The following is a 17,239-nucleotide window of genomic DNA, read 5'->3' on the forward strand; positions in this document are numbered from 1 at the left end:
CTTGGGTATGAGGTGAAGCTATGTTAAACCGTGAGCTCGAAGTCACCCTCAATCTTGCCTTCAAGGAGGCACGTTCGAAGCGTCATGAGTTCATGACGGTCGAGCATCTCCTGCTGGCTCTATTGGACAATGAGGCTGCAGCCACTGTACTGCGTGCCTGCGGCGCAAACCTCGATAAACTCAAGCATGATCTGCAGGAGTTCATCGACTCCACCACTCCGCTGATCCCCGTTCATGACGAGGACCGCGAGACACAACCGACGCTCGGGTTTCAGCGCGTGCTGCAACGGGCAGTCTTCCACGTGCAGAGCTCCGGCAAGCGCGAAGTGACCGGTGCCAACGTGCTGGTTGCGATTTTCAGTGAGCAGGAAAGCCAGGCCGTATTTCTGCTCAAGCAGCAGAGCGTGGCCCGGATTGATGTCGTCAACTATATCGCCCACGGTATCTCCAAGGTTCCAGGGCATGGCGAACACTCTTCTGAAGGTGAACAGGATATGCAGGATGACGAGGGCGGTGAAGCATCTTCCTCAGGCAATCCTCTGGATGCCTATGCCAGCAATCTGAACGAGTTGGCGCGTCAGGGGCGCATCGATCCACTGGTCGGCCGCGAAAGCGAAGTCGAGCGGGTGGCACAGATTCTGGCTCGTCGCCGCAAGAACAATCCTTTGCTGGTCGGTGAAGCGGGTGTCGGTAAAACGGCCATCGCCGAAGGTCTGGCCAAGCGCATCGTCGACAATCAGGTGCCTGACCTGCTTGCCAACAGCGTCGTCTACTCGCTCGATCTTGGCGCGTTGCTGGCCGGGACGAAATACCGCGGCGATTTCGAGAAGCGCTTCAAGGCGTTGCTCAATGAACTGCGCAAGCGTCCTCAGGCGATCCTGTTCATTGACGAGATCCATACGATCATCGGTGCTGGCGCAGCGTCCGGCGGGGTAATGGATGCTTCCAACCTGCTCAAGCCGCTGCTGTCTTCCGGCGAGATCCGTTGCATCGGTTCGACGACCTTTCAGGAATTTCGCGGGATTTTCGAGAAGGATCGTGCCTTGGCGCGTCGCTTCCAGAAAGTCGATGTGTCCGAGCCTTCGGTCGAGGACACCATCGGCATCCTGCGCGGCCTGAAAAGCCGTTTCGAGCAGCATCACAGCATCGAATACAGCGACGAAGCCCTGCGCGCCGCCGCCGAGCTCGCCTCGCGCTACATCAATGATCGTCATATGCCTGACAAGGCCATTGACGTGATCGATGAGGCGGGTGCCTATCAGCGTCTGCAGCCTGTCGAGCAGCGCGTCAAGCGCATCGATGTGCCTCAGGTCGAAGACATTGTCGCCAAGATCGCGCGCATTCCGCCAAAACACGTCAACAGCTCCGACAAGGAACTGCTGCGTAACCTGGAGCGTGATCTCAAGCTCACCGTCTTCGGGCAGGATGCGGCCATCGATTCGTTGTCGACTGCGATCAAGCTGTCCCGTGCAGGCCTCAAGTCGCCTGACAAGCCGGTCGGTTCTTTCCTGTTCGCCGGCCCTACGGGCGTCGGAAAGACCGAGGCGGCGCGTCAGTTGGCCAAGGCACTGGGCGTCGAGTTGATCCGTTTCGACATGTCCGAGTACATGGAGCGGCATACTGTTTCCCGTCTGATCGGTGCGCCTCCGGGTTACGTCGGTTTCGACCAGGGCGGTCTGCTGACCGAGGCCATTACCCGCCAGCCACATTGTGTGCTGTTGCTCGATGAAATCGAAAAGGCTCACCCGGAAGTCTTCAATCTGCTTCTGCAGGTGATGGACCACGGTACGCTGACCGACAACAACGGGCGCAAGGCGGACTTCCGCAATGTGATCGTGATCATGACCACCAACGCCGGGGCTGAGTCTGCTGCGCGCGCTTCGATCGGTTTCACGCATCAGGACCACTCGTCCGATGCGATGGAAGTGATCAAGAAGAGCTTCACGCCAGAGTTCCGCAACCGTCTGGATACAATCATTCAGTTCGGTCGCCTCAGTCACGAAGTCATCAAGAGCGTGGTCGACAAGTTCCTCACCGAGCTTCAGGCCCAGCTGGAAGACAAGCGCGTACTGCTCGAAGTGTCCGAGGCGGCGAGAAGCTGGCTGGCGCAGGGTGGTTACGATGCGGCAATGGGTGCCAGACCGATGGCTCGCCTGATTCAGGACAAGATCAAACGGCCTCTCGCCGAAGAGATCCTGTTCGGCGAACTGTCAGAACATGGCGGCGTGGTTCACATCGATATCAAGGATGGTGAGATCACCTTCGATTTCGAAACCACGGCAGAAATGGCCTGATAGCCGACGCCTCGCCCCGCATCATTGACGGATGCGGGGCATGTCGAGGACATCGATTGTAAAAAACAGGCATACAAAAACGCCCGGCTTATGCCGGGCGTTTTCGTTAATGCCTGTTTAGCGAGCGCGGTAGGTGATGCGCCCTTTGCTCAGGTCGTAGGGCGTCAGCTCTACACGCACTTTGTCACCGGTCAGAATACGAATGTAATTCTTGCGCATCTTGCCGGAGATATGCGCGGTTACGACGTGCCCGTTTTCCAACTCCACGCGAAACATGGTGTTGGGCAGGGTGTCGACGACAGTGCCTTCCATTTCGAAGCTGTCTTCTTTCGACATGCAGTAAAGCCCTCGGTATACAAATGAGTGGCCCGGTGCAAGTGGCGCCAGGCAAAAGCGGCGTGCATTGTGCCCGAAAAAACCAGTTTAAGCCAAGGGGTTCAATACAGAGTGACCCATCTTTGATTGGTGAGCAGCTCGATGGGGCGATATTGAGTCTTGTAATTCATCTTTTTGCAGTTCTTGATCCAGTAGCCGAGGTACACCGCCTGCAGTTGCAGCCTGGCCGCTTCGGCGATCTGCCACAAAATGGCGTAACGGCCCAGACTGCGGCGTTCTTCATCGGGTTCGTAGAACGTATAGACCGCCGAAAGCCCGTTGGGCAGCAGGTCGGTGACGGCAACTGCCAGCAGACGTTGATCGACACGAAATTCGTAAAAGCGCGAGAAAGGCAGGTCGCGAACCAGAAATGTCGAAAATTGCTCCCGGCTCGGCGGGAACATGTCGCCGTCAGCGTGCCGTTGTTCAATATAACGCTGATAAAGATCGAAGTATTCCTGAGTGAAAACAGGTTTGGCGCTTTGCACCTGAATGTCGGCATTGCGTTTCAGAATACGTTTTTGCTGACGGTCGGGAACGAAGAGGCTTACCGGAATGCGTGCGGGTACACAGGCGCTGCAGTTCTGGCAGTGCGGGCGATAAAGGTGATCACCGCTGCGGCGAAAACCCATGTCCGACAGGTCGGCATAGACCTGTACATCCATCGGCTGGCTGGGGTCCAGAAACAGGGTCGTCGCCTGCTCTTCGGGCAGGTAACTGCAGGTGTGCGGTTGAGTGGCATAAAACTTCAGCCTCGCCAGCTCTGTCATGGTCGTCGCCTAATGGTGAATCCTTACCCATGAGTGTATGCCAGCCTGTCAAACTCGCCTAGCTGACCAGTCAGCGTCGGTCGGCTGATCAAGATGGCGGGACAGGTAATCGGCGAAAGTCTGCCGAGGAATGGCGCGCGCGCCGAAGCTGTGAAGATGCTGAGTGGGCATCTGGCAGTCGATCAACACAAATCCCCATTCAGTCAAATGCTCTACCAGGGTGGCAAAGCCGACCTTGGAGGCGTTATCTGCCCGGCTGAACATCGATTCGCCGAAAAACAGCTGGCCCATTGCCAAGCCATAAAGCCCACCGACCAGCTCATCCTGATCCCAGACCTCGACGCTGTGCGCATGTCCACGGCGGTGCAGCTCGATATAGGCCTCCTGCATCGAGCCGGTTATCCAGGTTTCGTTGGCATAGCTGCGAGGGGCGGCGCAGGCCGTGATCACGCTGGCGAAGTCCTGATCGAAGGTCACCCGATAGCGCGACTGGCGCAGAACCTTGCCAAGACTTCGCGAGACGTGCAGTTCTTCGGGAAATAACACAGTGCGCGGATCGGGGGACCACCAGAGAATCGGCTGACCGTCCTGAAACCAGGGAAAGCAGCCGTGTCGATAGGCGCTGATCAGGCGATCGGCCGACAAGTCTCCGCCTGCGGCAAGCAAGCCGTTGGGTTCGCGGAGGGCTTTTTCCAGTGGCGGAAAATCGAGGCTGTTGCGGTTCAACCAGGTCAGCATGGCATCACAACTTTGCGGAAGGGGAGGGCGCACCTGCTCTGTAGTGCAACTCTGTGCGACAGGCGTGGTCACAAGCGGTTGTCATTATGGCGCGTACCTTGTGCATGCGGTAGGGCGCGAGTCTCGCAGCGGTCGTGTGGTCGTTCAAGTTGCGGGCCGTTGATAGAAACACGCCATAAGCCTTTGTCACAAAACGTAATGCATGCTCAAATTGAACATCATCAGTGAAGGTGAAAGCATGTTGTGTCTTGCGGAACCGTCTGAAGTGGAGATGGTGTGTTTTCGTACAGACTCAAGTGGCTGTAAAGCCGTACAATGCCTGTTTTGGGCGTTATCATTCAAGCGTCTGTCGACAGGCTTTCCCGCTGTCTGCACTCCCTGTCCATTCGGGAGCCGTCAGTGCCGTCCGACAGCCGTTTCTGGTCAATCAACGAGATGTTCGCGCTACCGCGCAGGAAATAAAGCGTTTTGAAGAAATCCACCCCCGCACCCAGCGCTGTCCCGCTTTGGCGGCAGCAATTGCACTACCGGCTCAAGGAAGGGGCCCTGATCGCCTTTGGCGCACTGTGCCTGTATCTGATGATGGCCTTGCTGACCTACGATCAGAGCGATCCCGGCTGGAGCCACACCAGCAGCAATGCGGCGCAGGTTCAGAATGCCGCAGGGCGTGCAGGTGCGTTCTGTGCCGATATTCTGTTCATGGTTCTGGGCTACTTCGCCTACATCTTCCCACTGTTGCTGGCGATCAAGGCCTGGCAGGTGTTTCGCCATCGCCATGAGCCTTGGCAATGGAGCGGCTGGCTGTTTTCCTGGCGCCTGATCGGGCTGGTGTTCCTGATCCTCGCGGGTGCTGCGCTGGCGCATATTCACTTCCATTTTTCGGCCGGTTTCCCCGGTTCGGCAGGCGGTGTGCTGGGCGAAGTGCTCGGCGATCTGGCCAAGAAAGCCCTGAATATTCAAGGCAGCACCTTGCTGTTCATTGCCCTGTTTCTGTTCGGCCTGACGGTGTTTACCGACCTGTCCTGGTTCAAGGTGATGGATGTCACCGGCAAGATCACCCTCGATCTGTTCGAACTGTTTCAAGGCGCTGCGAACCGCTGGTGGACCGCCCGTGCCGAGCGCAAGCAGATGGTTGCGCAGTTGCGTGAGGTGGACATGCGTGTCAACGATGTGGTGGCGCCTGTGGCGCCCGATCGTCGCGAGCAGGCCAAGGCCAGAGAGCGCCTGGTGGAGCGTGAAGCGTCGTTGAGCAAACACATGACCGAGCGCGAAAAGCACGTGCCTGCGGTCATCGCGCCAGCGCCTTCGAAGCCTGTAGAGCCCAGCAAGCGCGTCATGAAGGAAAAGCAGGCCCCGCTGTTCGTGGACAGCGCAGTGGAAGGCACGCTGCCGCCGATTTCCATCCTCGACCCGGCAGAGAAGAAGCAGCTCAACTATTCCCCGGAGTCTCTGGCGGCCGTCGGTCATTTGCTGGAAATCAAGCTCAAGGAATTCGGTGTGGAGGTGTCGGTAGACTCCATCCATCCCGGTCCGGTGATTACTCGCTACGAGATCCAGCCAGCTGCCGGCGTCAAGGTCAGCCGCATTTCCAACCTCGCCAAGGACCTTGCGCGCTCGCTCGCCGTGACCAGCGTTCGTGTGGTCGAGGTGATTCCGGGCAAGACCACTGTCGGTATCGAGATCCCTAACGAAGACCGCCAGATCGTGCGTTTCTCCGAGGTGTTGTCCACACCTGAATACGATAACGCCAAGTCGCCCGTCACCCTGGCGCTGGGCCACGATATCGGCGGCAAGCCGGTGATTACCGATCTGGCGAAGATGCCCCACCTGCTGGTGGCCGGTACGACCGGTTCCGGTAAATCGGTGGGTGTGAACGCCATGATCCTGTCGATCCTGTTCAAGTCCGGCCCGGAAGACGCCAAGCTGATCATGATCGACCCGAAAATGCTCGAGCTGTCCATCTACGAAGGTATTCCGCACCTGTTGTGTCCGGTGGTCACCGACATGAAGGACGCCGCCAACGCCTTGCGCTGGAGCGTTGCCGAGATGGAGCGCCGCTACAAGCTGATGGCGAAGATGGGCGTACGTAACCTGTCCGGCTTCAATCAGAAGGTCAAGGAAGCTCAGGATGCCGGCGAGCCGCTTGCCGATCCGCTGTACAAGCGCGAAAGCATTCATGACGAAGCGCCGCTGCTGAGCAAACTGCCGACCATCGTCGTGGTGGTGGACGAGTTCGCCGACATGATGATGATCGTCGGCAAGAAGGTCGAAGAGCTGATCGCGCGTATCGCCCAGAAGGCGCGTGCGGCGGGGATTCACCTGATCCTCGCGACCCAGCGTCCGTCGGTGGATGTGATCACCGGTCTGATCAAGGCCAACATTCCGACGCGTATGGCGTTCCAGGTGTCCAGCAAGATCGATTCGCGGACCATCATCGACCAGGGGGGCGCCGAACAACTGTTGGGCCACGGTGACATGCTGTACATGCCGCCGGGCACCAGCCTGCCGATCCGTGTGCATGGCGCGTTCGTTTCCGACGAAGAAGTGCATCGTGTGGTAGAAGCCTGGAAGCTGCGTGGTTCTCCGGACTACAACGACGATATTCTCGCTGGCGTCGAAGAGCCCGGCAGCGGCTTTGATGGCGGTGGCGGCGAAGGCAGTGAAGACAGCGAAAGCGATGCGCTTTACGATGAGGCCGTCAAGTTCGTGCTGGAAAGCCGTCGCGCCTCGATTTCTGCCGTACAGCGCAAGTTGAAGATCGGCTATAACCGCGCAGCGCGCATGATCGAAGCGATGGAAATGGCAGGGGTCGTGACCTCCATGAATACCAACGGTTCGCGCGAAGTCCTGGCCCCCGGGCCGGTGCGCGACTGATTTTTATCACCCCGTATTGCGGCGACGGCGTGCACGCCACGCTGTCGCATCATCATCGACTTCAAAGAGGAATCCAATGCGCCTTATCCGCATGCTGTTGGCCACCGCACTGACCTTCTCCATGATCCCCGCCCATGCCGACAGCAAAGACGTGGCGCGCCTGACTCAGTTGCTGGAGAAATCCCAGACCCTGACCGCTCGTTTCTCGCAACTGACGCTGGACGGTGGCGGTACCCAGTTGCAGGAAACCACCGGCGAAATGGCGCTGCAACGCCCAGGCCTGTTCAACTGGCATACCGATGCGCCACAGGAACAGTTGATGGTCTCGGACGGCAAGAAAGTCTCGCTGTGGGACCCTGATCTGGAGCAGGTCACGATCAAGAAGCTCGACCAGCGCCTGACCCAGACTCCAGCCTTGCTGTTGTCCGGTGATGTGTCGAAGATCAGCGAAAGCTTCGACATCACCGCGAAAGAGGCGGGTGGCGTGATCGATTTCGTGCTCAAGCCCAAGACCAAGGACACGCTGTTCGACAGCCTGCGCCTGTCGTTTCGCAACGGTATCATCAACGATATGCAGCTGATCGATAGCGTGGGTCAGCGCACCAATATCCTGTTCACCGGGGTCAAGGCCAACGAGTCGATCGCAGCCAGCAAGTTTCAGTTTCAGATTCCCAAGGGCGCTGATGTCATTCAAGAATAAAAGGGCTGATTTCTGACCATGGATCTGTTCAGCCGCGAACCGATAGCTCAGCCTCTGGCTGCACGTTTGCGTGCTACCAACCTGGATGAATATGTCGGTCAGGAACATGTGCTTGCCCACGGCAAGCCTCTGCGTGAGGCGCTGGAGCAGGGCGCACTGCACTCGATGATTTTCTGGGGCCCGCCCGGCGTCGGTAAAACCACCCTGGCGAAGCTGCTGGCCAAAGTGTCGGACGCGCACTTCGAGACGGTTTCGGCAGTGCTCGCCGGGGTCAAGGAAATCCGCCAGGCCGTCGAAGTCGCCCGTCAACAGGCCGGACAGTACGGCAAGCGCACTATCCTGTTCGTCGACGAAGTGCACCGCTTCAACAAGTCACAGCAGGATGCCTTCCTGCCTTACGTCGAGGACGGCACGCTGATCTTTATCGGCGCGACCACCGAAAACCCGTCGTTCGAACTCAACAACGCCCTGTTGTCCCGGGCGCGTGTCTACGTGCTCAAAAGCCTGGGCGAGGCGGCGCTGCGCAAGCTGGTCAACCGTGCCCTGACCGAAGAGCGCGGGCTGGGCAAGCGGCAGCTGACCCTGAGCGATGAGGGGTTTGCGATTCTGATGTCCGCCGCCGATGGCGACGGTCGGCGCATGCTCAACCTGCTGGAGAACGCCTCGGATCTGGCCGAAGACGGCAGCGAAATCGATGTCGGGCTGCTGCAGAGCCTGTTGGGTGACAGTCGACGCCGCTTCGACAAGGGCGGCGAGGCGTTCTACGACCAGATATCGGCGCTGCACAAGTCGATTCGCGGTTCCAATCCCGATGCGGCCCTGTACTGGTTTGCGCGGATGATCGACGGCGGCTGTGATCCGCTGTATCTGGCGCGCCGCGTGGTGCGCATGGCCAGTGAAGACATCGGTAATGCCGATCCTCGTGCGCTGCCGTTGTGCATGTCCGCCTGGGATGTACAGGAACGCCTCGGCAGTCCCGAGGGCGAACTGGCGGTCGCGCAGGCCATTGTCTATCTCGCCTGCGCGCCGAAGAGCAACGCGGTCTACATGGCGTTCAAGGCGGCCATGCGTGAAGCGGGCGAGCACGGTTCGCTGGAGGTTCCGCTGCACTTGCGCAATGCGCCTACCAAGCTGATGAAGCAGCTCGGTTACGGTGAAGAATATCGCTATGCCCATGACGAGCCCGATGCTTATGCGGCTGGCGAAGACTACTTTCCAGACGAGCTGGAGCCACGGCAGTATTACCAGCCTGTACCTCGCGGTCTGGAACTCAAGATCGGCGAAAAGCTCAGGCATCTGAACGCATTGGACGATGCCAGCCCTCGTAAGCGGAGAAAGTGATGATTCAGACTATTCTTGCGGTGTCGATTGCCGGGATCGCTGGTACATTATTGCGCTTTGCGACTGGCACCTGGGTCAGCGCCAACTGGCCACGTTATTTTTACGCGGCGACGCTGGCGGTCAACATCGTCGGGTGCCTGATCATCGGTGTACTGTACGGACTGTTCCTGCTGCGTCCGGAAGTGCCCATCGAAATTCGTGCCGGCTTGCTTGTTGGCTTTGTAGGCGGTCTGACGACCTTTTCATCCTTTTCACTGGATACGCTGCGCCTGCTGGAAAGCGGGCAGGTACCGCTGGCCCTCGGCTATGCCGGTATCAGCGTATTCGGCGGGCTGCTCGCAACCTGGGCTGGCCTGTCCCTGACCAGACTTTGATAGACGAGAGAACGATATGCTCGATTCCAAACTGTTACGTACTCAACTTCAGGACGTAGCGGATCGCCTGGCTTCCCGTGGTTTCACACTGGATGTGGCGCGCATTGAATCGCTGGAAGCCCAGCGCAAGGTAGTGCAGACCCGCACCGAACAGCTGCAGGCCGAGCGCAATGCACGTTCCAAATCCATTGGTCAAGCCAAGCAGCGCGGCGAAGATATTGCGCCGTTGATGGCTGATGTCGAGCGCATGGGCAACGAGCTGAGCGAAGGCAAGGTCGAGCTGGACGGCATTCAGGCCGAGCTGGATGCGCTGGTGCTGAGCATCCCGAACCTGCCTCACGAATCCGTGCCGGTCGGTGCCGACGAAGAGGGCAACGTCGAAGTGCGTCGCTGGGGTACGCCGACGCATTTCGATTTCGAGGTCAAGGATCACGTTGCGCTGGGCGAGAAGTTCGGCTGGCTGGATTTCGAGACTGCCGCCAAGCTGTCCGGCGCGCGCTTTGCGCTGCTGCGTGGCCCGATCGCGCGTCTGCACCGTGCCCTGGCACAGTTCATGATCAATCTGCACATCAACGAGCACGGCTACGAAGAGACCTACACGCCCTATCTGGTGCAGGCTCCAGCGTTGCAGGGCACAGGTCAGTTGCCCAAGTTCGAGGAAGACCTGTTCAAGATCTCCCGCGAAGGCGAAGCCGATCTGTACCTGATCCCGACTGCCGAAGTATCGCTGACCAATATCGTGTCGGGTGAAATTCTCGATGCCAAACAGCTGCCTCTCAAGTTTGTTGCCCACACCCCTTGCTTCCGTAGTGAAGCGGGCGCGTCCGGGCGTGATACCCGCGGCATGATTCGCCAGCACCAGTTCGACAAGGTCGAGATGGTCCAGATCGTTGCGCCTGACGACTCCATGGCCGCGCTCGAGTCGCTGACCGGCAACGCCGAACGCGTGCTGCAACTGCTTGAACTGCCTTATCGCACGCTGGCGCTGTGCACCGGCGATATGGGTTTCAGTGCGGTGAAGACCTACGACCTGGAAGTCTGGATTCCGAGCCAGGACAAATATCGCGAAATATCTTCCTGCTCCAACTGCGGTGATTTCCAGGCGCGGCGCATGCAGGCTCGCTGGCGCAACCCGGAAACCGGCAAGCCGGAGCTGGTCCATACCCTCAACGGGTCGGGCCTGGCGGTAGGTCGCACACTGGTGGCAGTGCTGGAGAACTATCAGCAGGCGGACGGTTCGATTCGTGTGCCTGAGGTGCTCAAGCCGTATATGGGCGGCCTTGAGGTCATCGGTTAAATGGAATTTCTGCCGCTGTTCCATAACCTGCGTGGCAGCCGGGTGCTGGTGGTTGGCGGCGGTGAAATTGCCCTGCGCAAATCACGCCTGATTGCCGACGCCGGTGCAGTGCTGCGCGTGGTTGCGCCGGAAGTCGAGGCACAACTGAGCGAACTGGTTGTCCAGAGCGGCGGTGAGATGATCCTGCGCGGATACAGCGAGTGCGACCTCGATGGTTGCGTGCTGATCATTGCGGCGACGGACGATGAGCCGCTCAATGCTCAAGTGTCCCGCGATGCCCGCTTGCGTTGCGTTCCGGTCAACGTAGTCGACGCCCCGGCGTTGTGTACGGTGATCTTCCCGGCCATCGTCGACCGCTCGCCGCTGGTGATCGCCGTGTCCAGTGGCGGCGATGCGCCGGTGCTGGCACGTTTGATTCGCGCCAAGCTGGAAACCTGGATTCCCTCCAGCTACGGGCAGCTCGCCGGACTGGCTGCGCGCTTTCGCAATCAGGTCAAAGGCCTGTTTCCGAATGTGCAGCAGCGCCGAGCGTTCTGGGAGGATGTTTTTCAGGGCGCCATCGCCGACCGCCAGCTGGCCGGGCAGGGTGCTGAAGCCGAACGTATGCTGATCGCCAAGATTGCCGGCGAGCCGCCTTCTGAGACCGGTGAGGTCTATCTGGTGGGTGCGGGTCCCGGTGATCCGGATTTGCTGACTTTTCGCGCCTTGCGCCTGATGCAGCAGGCAGATGTGGTGCTGTATGACCGCCTGGTCGCGCCAACGATTCTTGACCTGTGCCGTCGTGATGCCGAGCGTGTTTACGTTGGCAAACGCCGTGCGGAGCATGCCGTTCCGCAGGAGCAGATCAACCAGCAACTCGTGGCACTGGCAAAACAGGGCAAGCGAGTGGTGCGTCTGAAGGGCGGGGATCCGTTTATCTTCGGCCGTGGCGGCGAGGAAATCGAAGAGCTGGCGGCGCATGGCATTCCGTTTCAGGTGGTGCCTGGCATCACCGCTGCCAGCGGTTGCGCGGCGTATGCGGGTATACCGTTGACGCACCGTGATCATGCGCAATCGGTGCGCTTCATCACCGGGCACTTGAAAAACGGTACGACAGATCTGCCCTGGTCAGACTTGGTGGCGCCTGCGCAAACACTGGTGTTTTACATGGGGCTGATCGGTTTACCGGTTATCTGTGAGCAATTGATCCGGCACGGTCGCTCTGCCGACACGCCTGCTGCGCTGGTTGAGCAGGGCACCACCGTCAATCAGCGTGTGTTCACGGGGACCTTGGCAAACTTGCCGCAACTGGTCGCCGAGCATGATGTTCACGCGCCGACGCTGGTGATCATTGGTGAGGTGGTCAAATTGCGTGAAAAGCTGGCGTGGTTCGAGGGCGCTCAGGCGACTCTCTGATGCCATTGGTGGGTAGCCCGTCCGGGCTATCCACCACTTCTCCGGATACTTCAGTTGCTCCATACACCTTCACCGGAAAGTCGCTCACGATCGTGATCTGCCTGCAGATCGAGTGCTGGCCCCTTCGGTATGATGCCGGTCGGGTTGATGGTGCGATGGCTCCCGTAGTAATGCCCTTTGATGTGCTCGAAACTCACTGTCTCTGCGATTCCCGGCCACTGATACAGCTCGCGTAGCCAGTTGCTGAGATTGGGGTAGTCCGCGATGCGCCGCAGGTTGCATTTGAAGTGGCTGTAATACACCGAATCGAAGCGCACGATGGTGGTGAACAGGCGTATGTCGGCTTCAGTGAGGTGTTTCCCTGTCAGGTAGCGCTTTTCGCCGAGCAGGTTTTCCAGCACGTCCAGTTCAGCGAACACATCGTCGAACGCCTCCTCATACGCGCCCTGCGAGGTGGCGAAACCAGCCCGGTACACGCCGTTGTTGACCTTCGGGTAGATCTGCTCGTTGAGTTCGTCAATGCTCGCGCGTAACGCTTGCGGGTAGAAATCCAGCGTATTGCCGGTCAGCTCGTCGAATGCGGAGTTGAACATGCGGATGATTTCCGCAGATTCGTTGCTGACGATGCATTGCTGCTGCTTGTCCCACAGCACCGGAACGGTGACGCGGCCAGTGTATCGAGGGTCGTCGTCGGTGTAGCGCTGGTGAAGGAACTGCAGGTCATCCAGTGCATCGCCGCTGGAGCCTTTCTGCTGATCGAAGGTCCAGCCGTTTTCCAGCATCAGCCAACTGACCACTGAAACATCGATCAAGCTTTCCAGGCCCTTGAGCTTGCGCAAAATAAGCGTGCGGTGTGCCCACGGGCAAGCCAGAGACACGTACAGGTGATAGCGGCCCGCCTGCGCAGCAAACTCGCCTGCACCTGACGGTCCCGGCTGTCCATCGGGGGTGACCCAACTGCGTCGCTGAGCATTTTCGCGCTGAAATGCGCCATCTTTGCTGCTTTCGTACCACTGGTCTTGCCAGTGTCCTTCGACCAGAAGGCCCATGTCTGACTCCCATTTCCAGGTTATAGAGCTTGGAGGTCAGCGCAGGTGCATCGGTTCGACTGGATTATGGCCTTTCATTGTCGAAAGGCCGACGGGTCATAGATTCGTGTCGCGGCGATCCCAGAACACCTGCGCTTTGGCGAAGGCTTCGTCACGATCAGCGCCCAGGCCGCGCAAGGCGAGCGCCATGGTCGATATCAATGCCAATTGCGGGTAACTGTCTTCGATCTCTCCTCGCCACAAGGCCAGCAGTTGCTGCGGGTCGAGCGTCGCCGGTTTTACGTGGCGGCGCGGTGAGAGCGCTGGCCATTCTTCATCCCACGGCTGACCGCCGGTGGTGCCGTACAGGTGGCTGATGGTGTCAGGGTTGATCTCGATTTCGCCGCCATCACCTTTGACCACGATGGCGTTGTCACCGAGCAGGCTGCTGGCATCGCGATGCACGCTTTGATAGCCCGGGTGAAAAATGCTTTGCAGGCCGCAGCGCGCCTGCAGCGGATTAAGAATGCGTGCCAGCGAATGAATGGGCGAGCGTAGCCCCAGCGTGTTGCGCAGATCGATCATGCGTTGCAACTGCGGTGCCCAGTCGGCGAGCGGAATGAACGCCAGATGTTCTTGCTCAAGCGAGGTCTTGACCGCTGACCAGTTGCGGCACAGCGGGATCTTCAGCAGGTCCAGCAACTGCTCGGTGTACAGACGCCCTGCGGTATGCGCGCCGCCGCCGTGCAGGAGGATCCTGACGCCGTTTTGCGCCAGGCATTTGGCTGCCAGCAGATACCAGGGCAGATGACGTTTTTTCCCGGCGTAGGTCGGCCAGTCGATGTCGACCTGCATGGCGGGAGCGTTGAGACGTTCACGCACCGCTTCGGTAAACCCCGCCAGTTCCTCGGGACTTTCTTCCTTGTGGCGCAGCAGCATCAGAAAAGCCCCGAGCTGGGTGTCCTCGACTTTTTCATCGAGCAGCATGCCCATGGCTTCCCGTGCTTCCTCGCGAGTCAGGTTGCGCGCGCCACGTTTGCCTTTGCCCAGAATGCGAACGAAGGTCGCAAAAGGATGTTCTTCAGGTGTTTCAGTGACAAGCGCAGCGTAATCATTCATATGCAATTGGTCGGTTTTGGCAGGCCCGCCAGCTTGGCGGCGAGTTTGGCGGGAGTGCCGTTGAACAGGCGGTTGAGGTGCATGCTGTTGCCTTTTTCCGCACCCAGCTTCAGCGCGGTGTATTTGATCAGCGGCCGCGTCGCGGGCGAAAGCTGGAACTCGGCGTAAAAGCCGCGCAGCAGTTCGAGGATTTCAAGGTGCTCGGCACTTAGCTCGATACCTTCCTCGGCGGACAGGGCGTGGGCGACGTCCAGCGACCAGTCGCTGAGGTCTTGCAGAAAACCATCCTTGTCCAGTTCGATGCTGCGCCCGTCAATGTTCAACTGTTTCATAACCAGGTATTGACCTTGTCGAAGCGAAGAGACAGTTCCACGAACGCCGGGTAATCGATGCTGCTGACTCCGGCAGGGAGGGGCAGATTGCGTGCGCTAATGTCTTCGTCGAGGGCGAACAGTTGCGATGAGTCGACCAACGACTGAAGGGCTTTGAGTTGCGTGCTGGACGGCATCAGCGCATAGGTGGCATCGCCACAGAGCAGTACGCCATCCTGATTGCCCAGCAAGCGCAGGCAACTGTCCAGCCGGGTATCGGCAAACGGCGAGTGAGAGAGAACGTGCAAAGTAGCCATCAGATTGTGATCACCTCGTCGTACCGATCAAAAAGCGCTGACAATTCCGCGCGCGTAGTCAATTGGCTCATCTCTTCGCTCAATACGCCAGGAGAGATGCCGCGCTCGGCCAGGCTCTGCCCGCAGACGTAAAGGTCGTCGACACCGAACATCGGCAGGGCTTTCAGGTTTGCGGTCAGGTCTTTCTGTTGCAGGGCGTCGGGCGACTGCTGTGGCGACAACTGAAAAACCCCGTCGTCCAGAAACAGCAGGCCTACCGACAGATCGAATGCCCCGCCCGCCAGTACGATATCCAGTGCTTCGCGGGCACCTGGACCTGACCACGGCGACTGACGGCTGACAACCAATAGTGATCTGGGCATCTCATGGCCCTCCGAAGCAGATCAGGCGATCAGCCGATTGCACGGCATCGTGCAACTGGCCCAGCCCGGACAATTCCCATGGCTCGCGCAGGTTTGCCGCCGGCCGCTGATAACGCTCGGCCTCTTGCGTGTCGAGCACACCGCGACGCAACGCGGCGGCAATGCACACCACGCCGTCCAGCTTGTGCTCGACGATGAAGTCACGCCACTGCAGTGCCATATCCTGCTCGTCCTGCGGCGTTACGACGTTGGCCGACGCGCTGTGTACGCCGTCTTGGTAGAAGAACAACCGGACAATTTCATGCCCGCCTGCCAGCACCGCCTTGGCGAACTGCAAGGCTCGCCGGGAGGAGGGCGCGTGGGCGGCGGAAAAAAGGGAGATGGCGAATTTCATGATCGGCTCTGCCAACAAAACATGCGCAATGATAAAGAATTCAAGGGCTGGCGTGTGAGTTTGGCGCGTGTTGACCTGCAAGCGCTGGGCCGGGATGCAACGGTTTAGGCCTGGATTGATGTCAATTAGGCATCAATCGATGAAAACATGGCACTTATCGTTTCAAAGTGTGTCCGGCAGACTCCTTCCTCACAAGCGCTTACAACACTCTAATAAGATCGCTGGAGAACACTGATGCACGTCTCATCCTCATTACGAAAAGAATCCTCCCGGTCGAAGGCAGGCGCGGTATTTCGGGTTACCTCCGGTAATTTCCTCGAGCAATTCGACTTCTTCCTGTTCGGCTTCTACGCCACCCAGATCGCCTCCGCCTTTTTTCCGGCCAGCAGTGAGTTTGCTTCGCTGATGATGACCTTCGCGGTCTTTGGTGCGGGCTTCCTGATGCGTCCGTTGGGTGCCGTGATTCTGGGCGCTTACATCGATGACGTCGGCCGGCGCAAAGGCTTGATCGTGACCCTGTCGATCATGGCCAGTGGCACGTTGCTGATCGTTCTGGTGCCCGGTTACGCAAGCATCGGCCTGTGGGCACCAGCCCTGGTATTGGTCGGCCGCTTGCTGCAAGGCTTCTCTGCCGGTGCCGAGTTGGGTGGCGTGTCAGTGTATCTGGCGGAGATGGCGACACCCGGCCGCAAGGGCTTCTATACCAGCTGGCAGTCAGGTAGCCAGCAGGTGGCAATCGTTGTTGCCGCTGCACTGGGTTACGGCTTGAACCAATGGATGGCACCTGCTGCTGTCGCCGATTGGGGCTGGAGAATTCCGTTCGCCATCGGCTGCCTGATCATCCCGTTCATTTTTCTGCTGCGCCGCAGCCTGCAAGAAACCGAAGAGTTCGCCACACGCGCTCACCGGCCGACCATGCGGCAGGTGTTCGCGACGCTGCTGCAAACCTGGCGCGTGGTGATTGCCGGAATGCTGATGGTGGCGATGACCACTACCACGTTTTACCTGATCACCATCTATGCACCGACATTCGGCAAAACCGTACTCAATCTGAGTACCTCCGATGCGCTGCTGGTGACGTTGCTGGTCGGTGTCTCCAATTTTATCTGGCTGCCGGTCGGCGGCATGTTGAGCGACCGTTTCGGGCGCAAGCCACTGTTGGTCGCGATGACGCTGCTGACCATCATCAGTGCTTACCCGGCGCTGTCTTTCCTCGCCCTGGCGCCCAGCTTCGCTCATATGCTGGAAGTGCTGTTGTGGTTCTCGTTCCTCTACGGGTTGTATAACGGCGCGATGATTCCAGCGTTGACGGAAATCATGCCGGTAGAGGTGCGTGTTGCCGGTTTTTCTCTGGCCTACAGCCTGGCGACGGCGGTTTTCGGTGGTTTCACTCCGGCGATCTCGACCTGGTTGATCCACCTCACCGGCGACAAGGCTGCACCTGCTTACTGGATGAAGTTCGCTGCAGCCTGTGCGCTGGGTGCCACACTGGTGCTCTACCGGCACATCTCGACCCGCCCGCAACTGGCTGTTTAATCAAGGAAAATCAC

17 protein-coding genes are annotated in these 17,239 nt (G+C 59.1%); 8 read left to right on the forward strand and 9 right to left on the reverse strand.

Translation table 11 applies throughout. The annotated features are described in order from the left end of the window. The first annotated feature begins 20 nt into the window (after positions 1–20). Positions 21–2,294 (forward strand): ATP-dependent Clp protease ATP-binding subunit ClpA, encoded by a 2,274-nt coding sequence (gene clpA / locus ACW55A_RS18785; RefSeq protein ID WP_003371759.1) that lies wholly within the window; start codon positions 21–23, stop codon positions 2,292–2,294. A 117-nt stretch (positions 2,295–2,411) separates the two neighbouring features. On the opposite strand, the gene infA is transcribed toward clpA, so the two are convergent. From infA to aat, 3 genes are all read right to left on the reverse strand, one after another. Further along, a complete protein-coding gene (infA, locus tag ACW55A_RS18790; protein ID WP_002553999.1) occupies positions 2,412–2,630 on the reverse strand; it encodes a translation initiation factor IF-1 in 219 nt (72 codons plus the stop codon). A gap of 101 nt (positions 2,631–2,731) precedes the next feature. Next, positions 2,732–3,439 carry an arginyltransferase gene (locus ACW55A_RS18795; protein ID WP_003371761.1) on the reverse strand — a complete coding sequence of 236 codons (708 nt, stop codon included), beginning with the start codon at positions 3,437–3,439 and terminating at the stop codon, positions 2,732–2,734. Positions 3,440–3,487: 48 nt separating this feature from the next. Continuing rightward, positions 3,488–4,177: a leucyl/phenylalanyl-tRNA--protein transferase gene (aat, locus tag ACW55A_RS18800; protein ID WP_044308822.1), complete on the reverse strand. Its 690-nt coding sequence runs from the start codon at positions 4,175–4,177 to the stop codon at positions 3,488–3,490. 468 nt (positions 4,178–4,645) lie between these two features. Between aat and ftsK the strand changes: the two genes are divergently transcribed. The 6 genes from ftsK (at position 4,646) to cysG (ending at position 12,158) form a co-directional block, all read left to right on the forward strand. Next, the gene (gene ftsK, locus ACW55A_RS18805) at positions 4,646–7,051 is read left to right on the forward strand and encodes a DNA translocase FtsK (RefSeq protein ID WP_058417278.1); all 2,406 of its coding nucleotides are present in this window, start codon (positions 4,646–4,648) and stop codon (positions 7,049–7,051) included. Positions 7,052–7,127: 76 nt separating this feature from the next. Next, on the forward strand, positions 7,128–7,751 hold the full coding sequence (gene lolA, locus ACW55A_RS18810) for an outer membrane lipoprotein periplasmic chaperone LolA (RefSeq protein ID WP_003371767.1): 624 nt from the start codon (positions 7,128–7,130) through the stop codon (positions 7,749–7,751). Between the two features lie 18 nt (positions 7,752–7,769). Further along, on the forward strand, positions 7,770–9,092 hold the full coding sequence (locus tag ACW55A_RS18815; RefSeq protein ID WP_498811112.1) for a replication-associated recombination protein A: 1,323 nt from the start codon (positions 7,770–7,772) through the stop codon (positions 9,090–9,092). Then, a complete protein-coding gene (crcB, locus tag ACW55A_RS18820) occupies positions 9,092–9,466 on the forward strand; it encodes a fluoride efflux transporter CrcB (RefSeq protein ID WP_003317947.1) in 375 nt (124 codons plus the stop codon). The genes ACW55A_RS18815 and crcB overlap by 1 nt, the downstream gene beginning before the upstream one ends. Before the next feature lie 16 nt (positions 9,467–9,482). Next, positions 9,483–10,763: a serine--tRNA ligase gene (gene serS, locus ACW55A_RS18825; protein ID WP_003436002.1), complete on the forward strand. Its 1,281-nt coding sequence runs from the start codon at positions 9,483–9,485 to the stop codon at positions 10,761–10,763. Next, positions 10,764–12,158: a siroheme synthase CysG gene (gene cysG, locus ACW55A_RS18830; RefSeq protein ID WP_003436001.1), complete on the forward strand. Its 1,395-nt coding sequence runs from the start codon at positions 10,764–10,766 to the stop codon at positions 12,156–12,158. Between the two features lie 50 nt (positions 12,159–12,208). Here cysG and ACW55A_RS18835 read toward each other — a convergent pair whose 3' ends face one another. The 6 genes from ACW55A_RS18835 to tusD form a co-directional block, all read right to left on the reverse strand. Further along, the gene (locus tag ACW55A_RS18835; RefSeq protein WP_455808634.1) at positions 12,209–13,207 is read right to left on the reverse strand and encodes a glutathione S-transferase family protein; all 999 of its coding nucleotides are present in this window, start codon (positions 13,205–13,207) and stop codon (positions 12,209–12,211) included. Between the two features lie 96 nt (positions 13,208–13,303). Then, positions 13,304–14,305 carry a glycosyl transferase family protein gene (locus ACW55A_RS18840; RefSeq protein WP_058417281.1) on the reverse strand — a complete coding sequence of 334 codons (1,002 nt, stop codon included), beginning with the start codon at positions 14,303–14,305 and terminating at the stop codon, positions 13,304–13,306. Beyond that, the gene (locus tag ACW55A_RS18845) at positions 14,302–14,637 is read right to left on the reverse strand and encodes a TusE/DsrC/DsvC family sulfur relay protein (protein ID WP_003317943.1); all 336 of its coding nucleotides are present in this window, start codon (positions 14,635–14,637) and stop codon (positions 14,302–14,304) included. The genes ACW55A_RS18840 and ACW55A_RS18845 overlap by 4 nt, the downstream gene beginning before the upstream one ends. Beyond that, entirely contained in the window at positions 14,634–14,933 is a 300-nt protein-coding gene (gene tusB / locus ACW55A_RS18850; RefSeq protein ID WP_226439866.1) for a sulfurtransferase complex subunit TusB, read from the reverse strand. Before tusB ends, ACW55A_RS18845 begins: the two co-directional genes overlap by 4 nt. Next, on the reverse strand, positions 14,933–15,295 hold the full coding sequence (gene tusC, locus ACW55A_RS18855) for a sulfurtransferase complex subunit TusC (protein WP_072366206.1): 363 nt from the start codon (positions 15,293–15,295) through the stop codon (positions 14,933–14,935). Before tusC ends, tusB begins: the two co-directional genes overlap by 1 nt. 1 nt (position 15,296) lies before the next feature. Continuing rightward, positions 15,297–15,689, reverse strand: coding sequence for a sulfurtransferase complex subunit TusD (gene tusD / locus ACW55A_RS18860; RefSeq protein ID WP_455808638.1), 393 nt, complete (start codon positions 15,687–15,689; stop codon positions 15,297–15,299). Between the two features lie 234 nt (positions 15,690–15,923). On the opposite strand from tusD, the gene ACW55A_RS18865 reads away from it, so the two are divergent. Next, a complete protein-coding gene (locus ACW55A_RS18865; protein WP_498811113.1) occupies positions 15,924–17,225 on the forward strand; it encodes an MFS transporter in 1,302 nt (433 codons plus the stop codon). Positions 17,226–17,239: the final 14 nt, after the last annotated feature.

The organism is Plantibacter cousiniae (nom. nud.) (assembly GCF_977070315.1).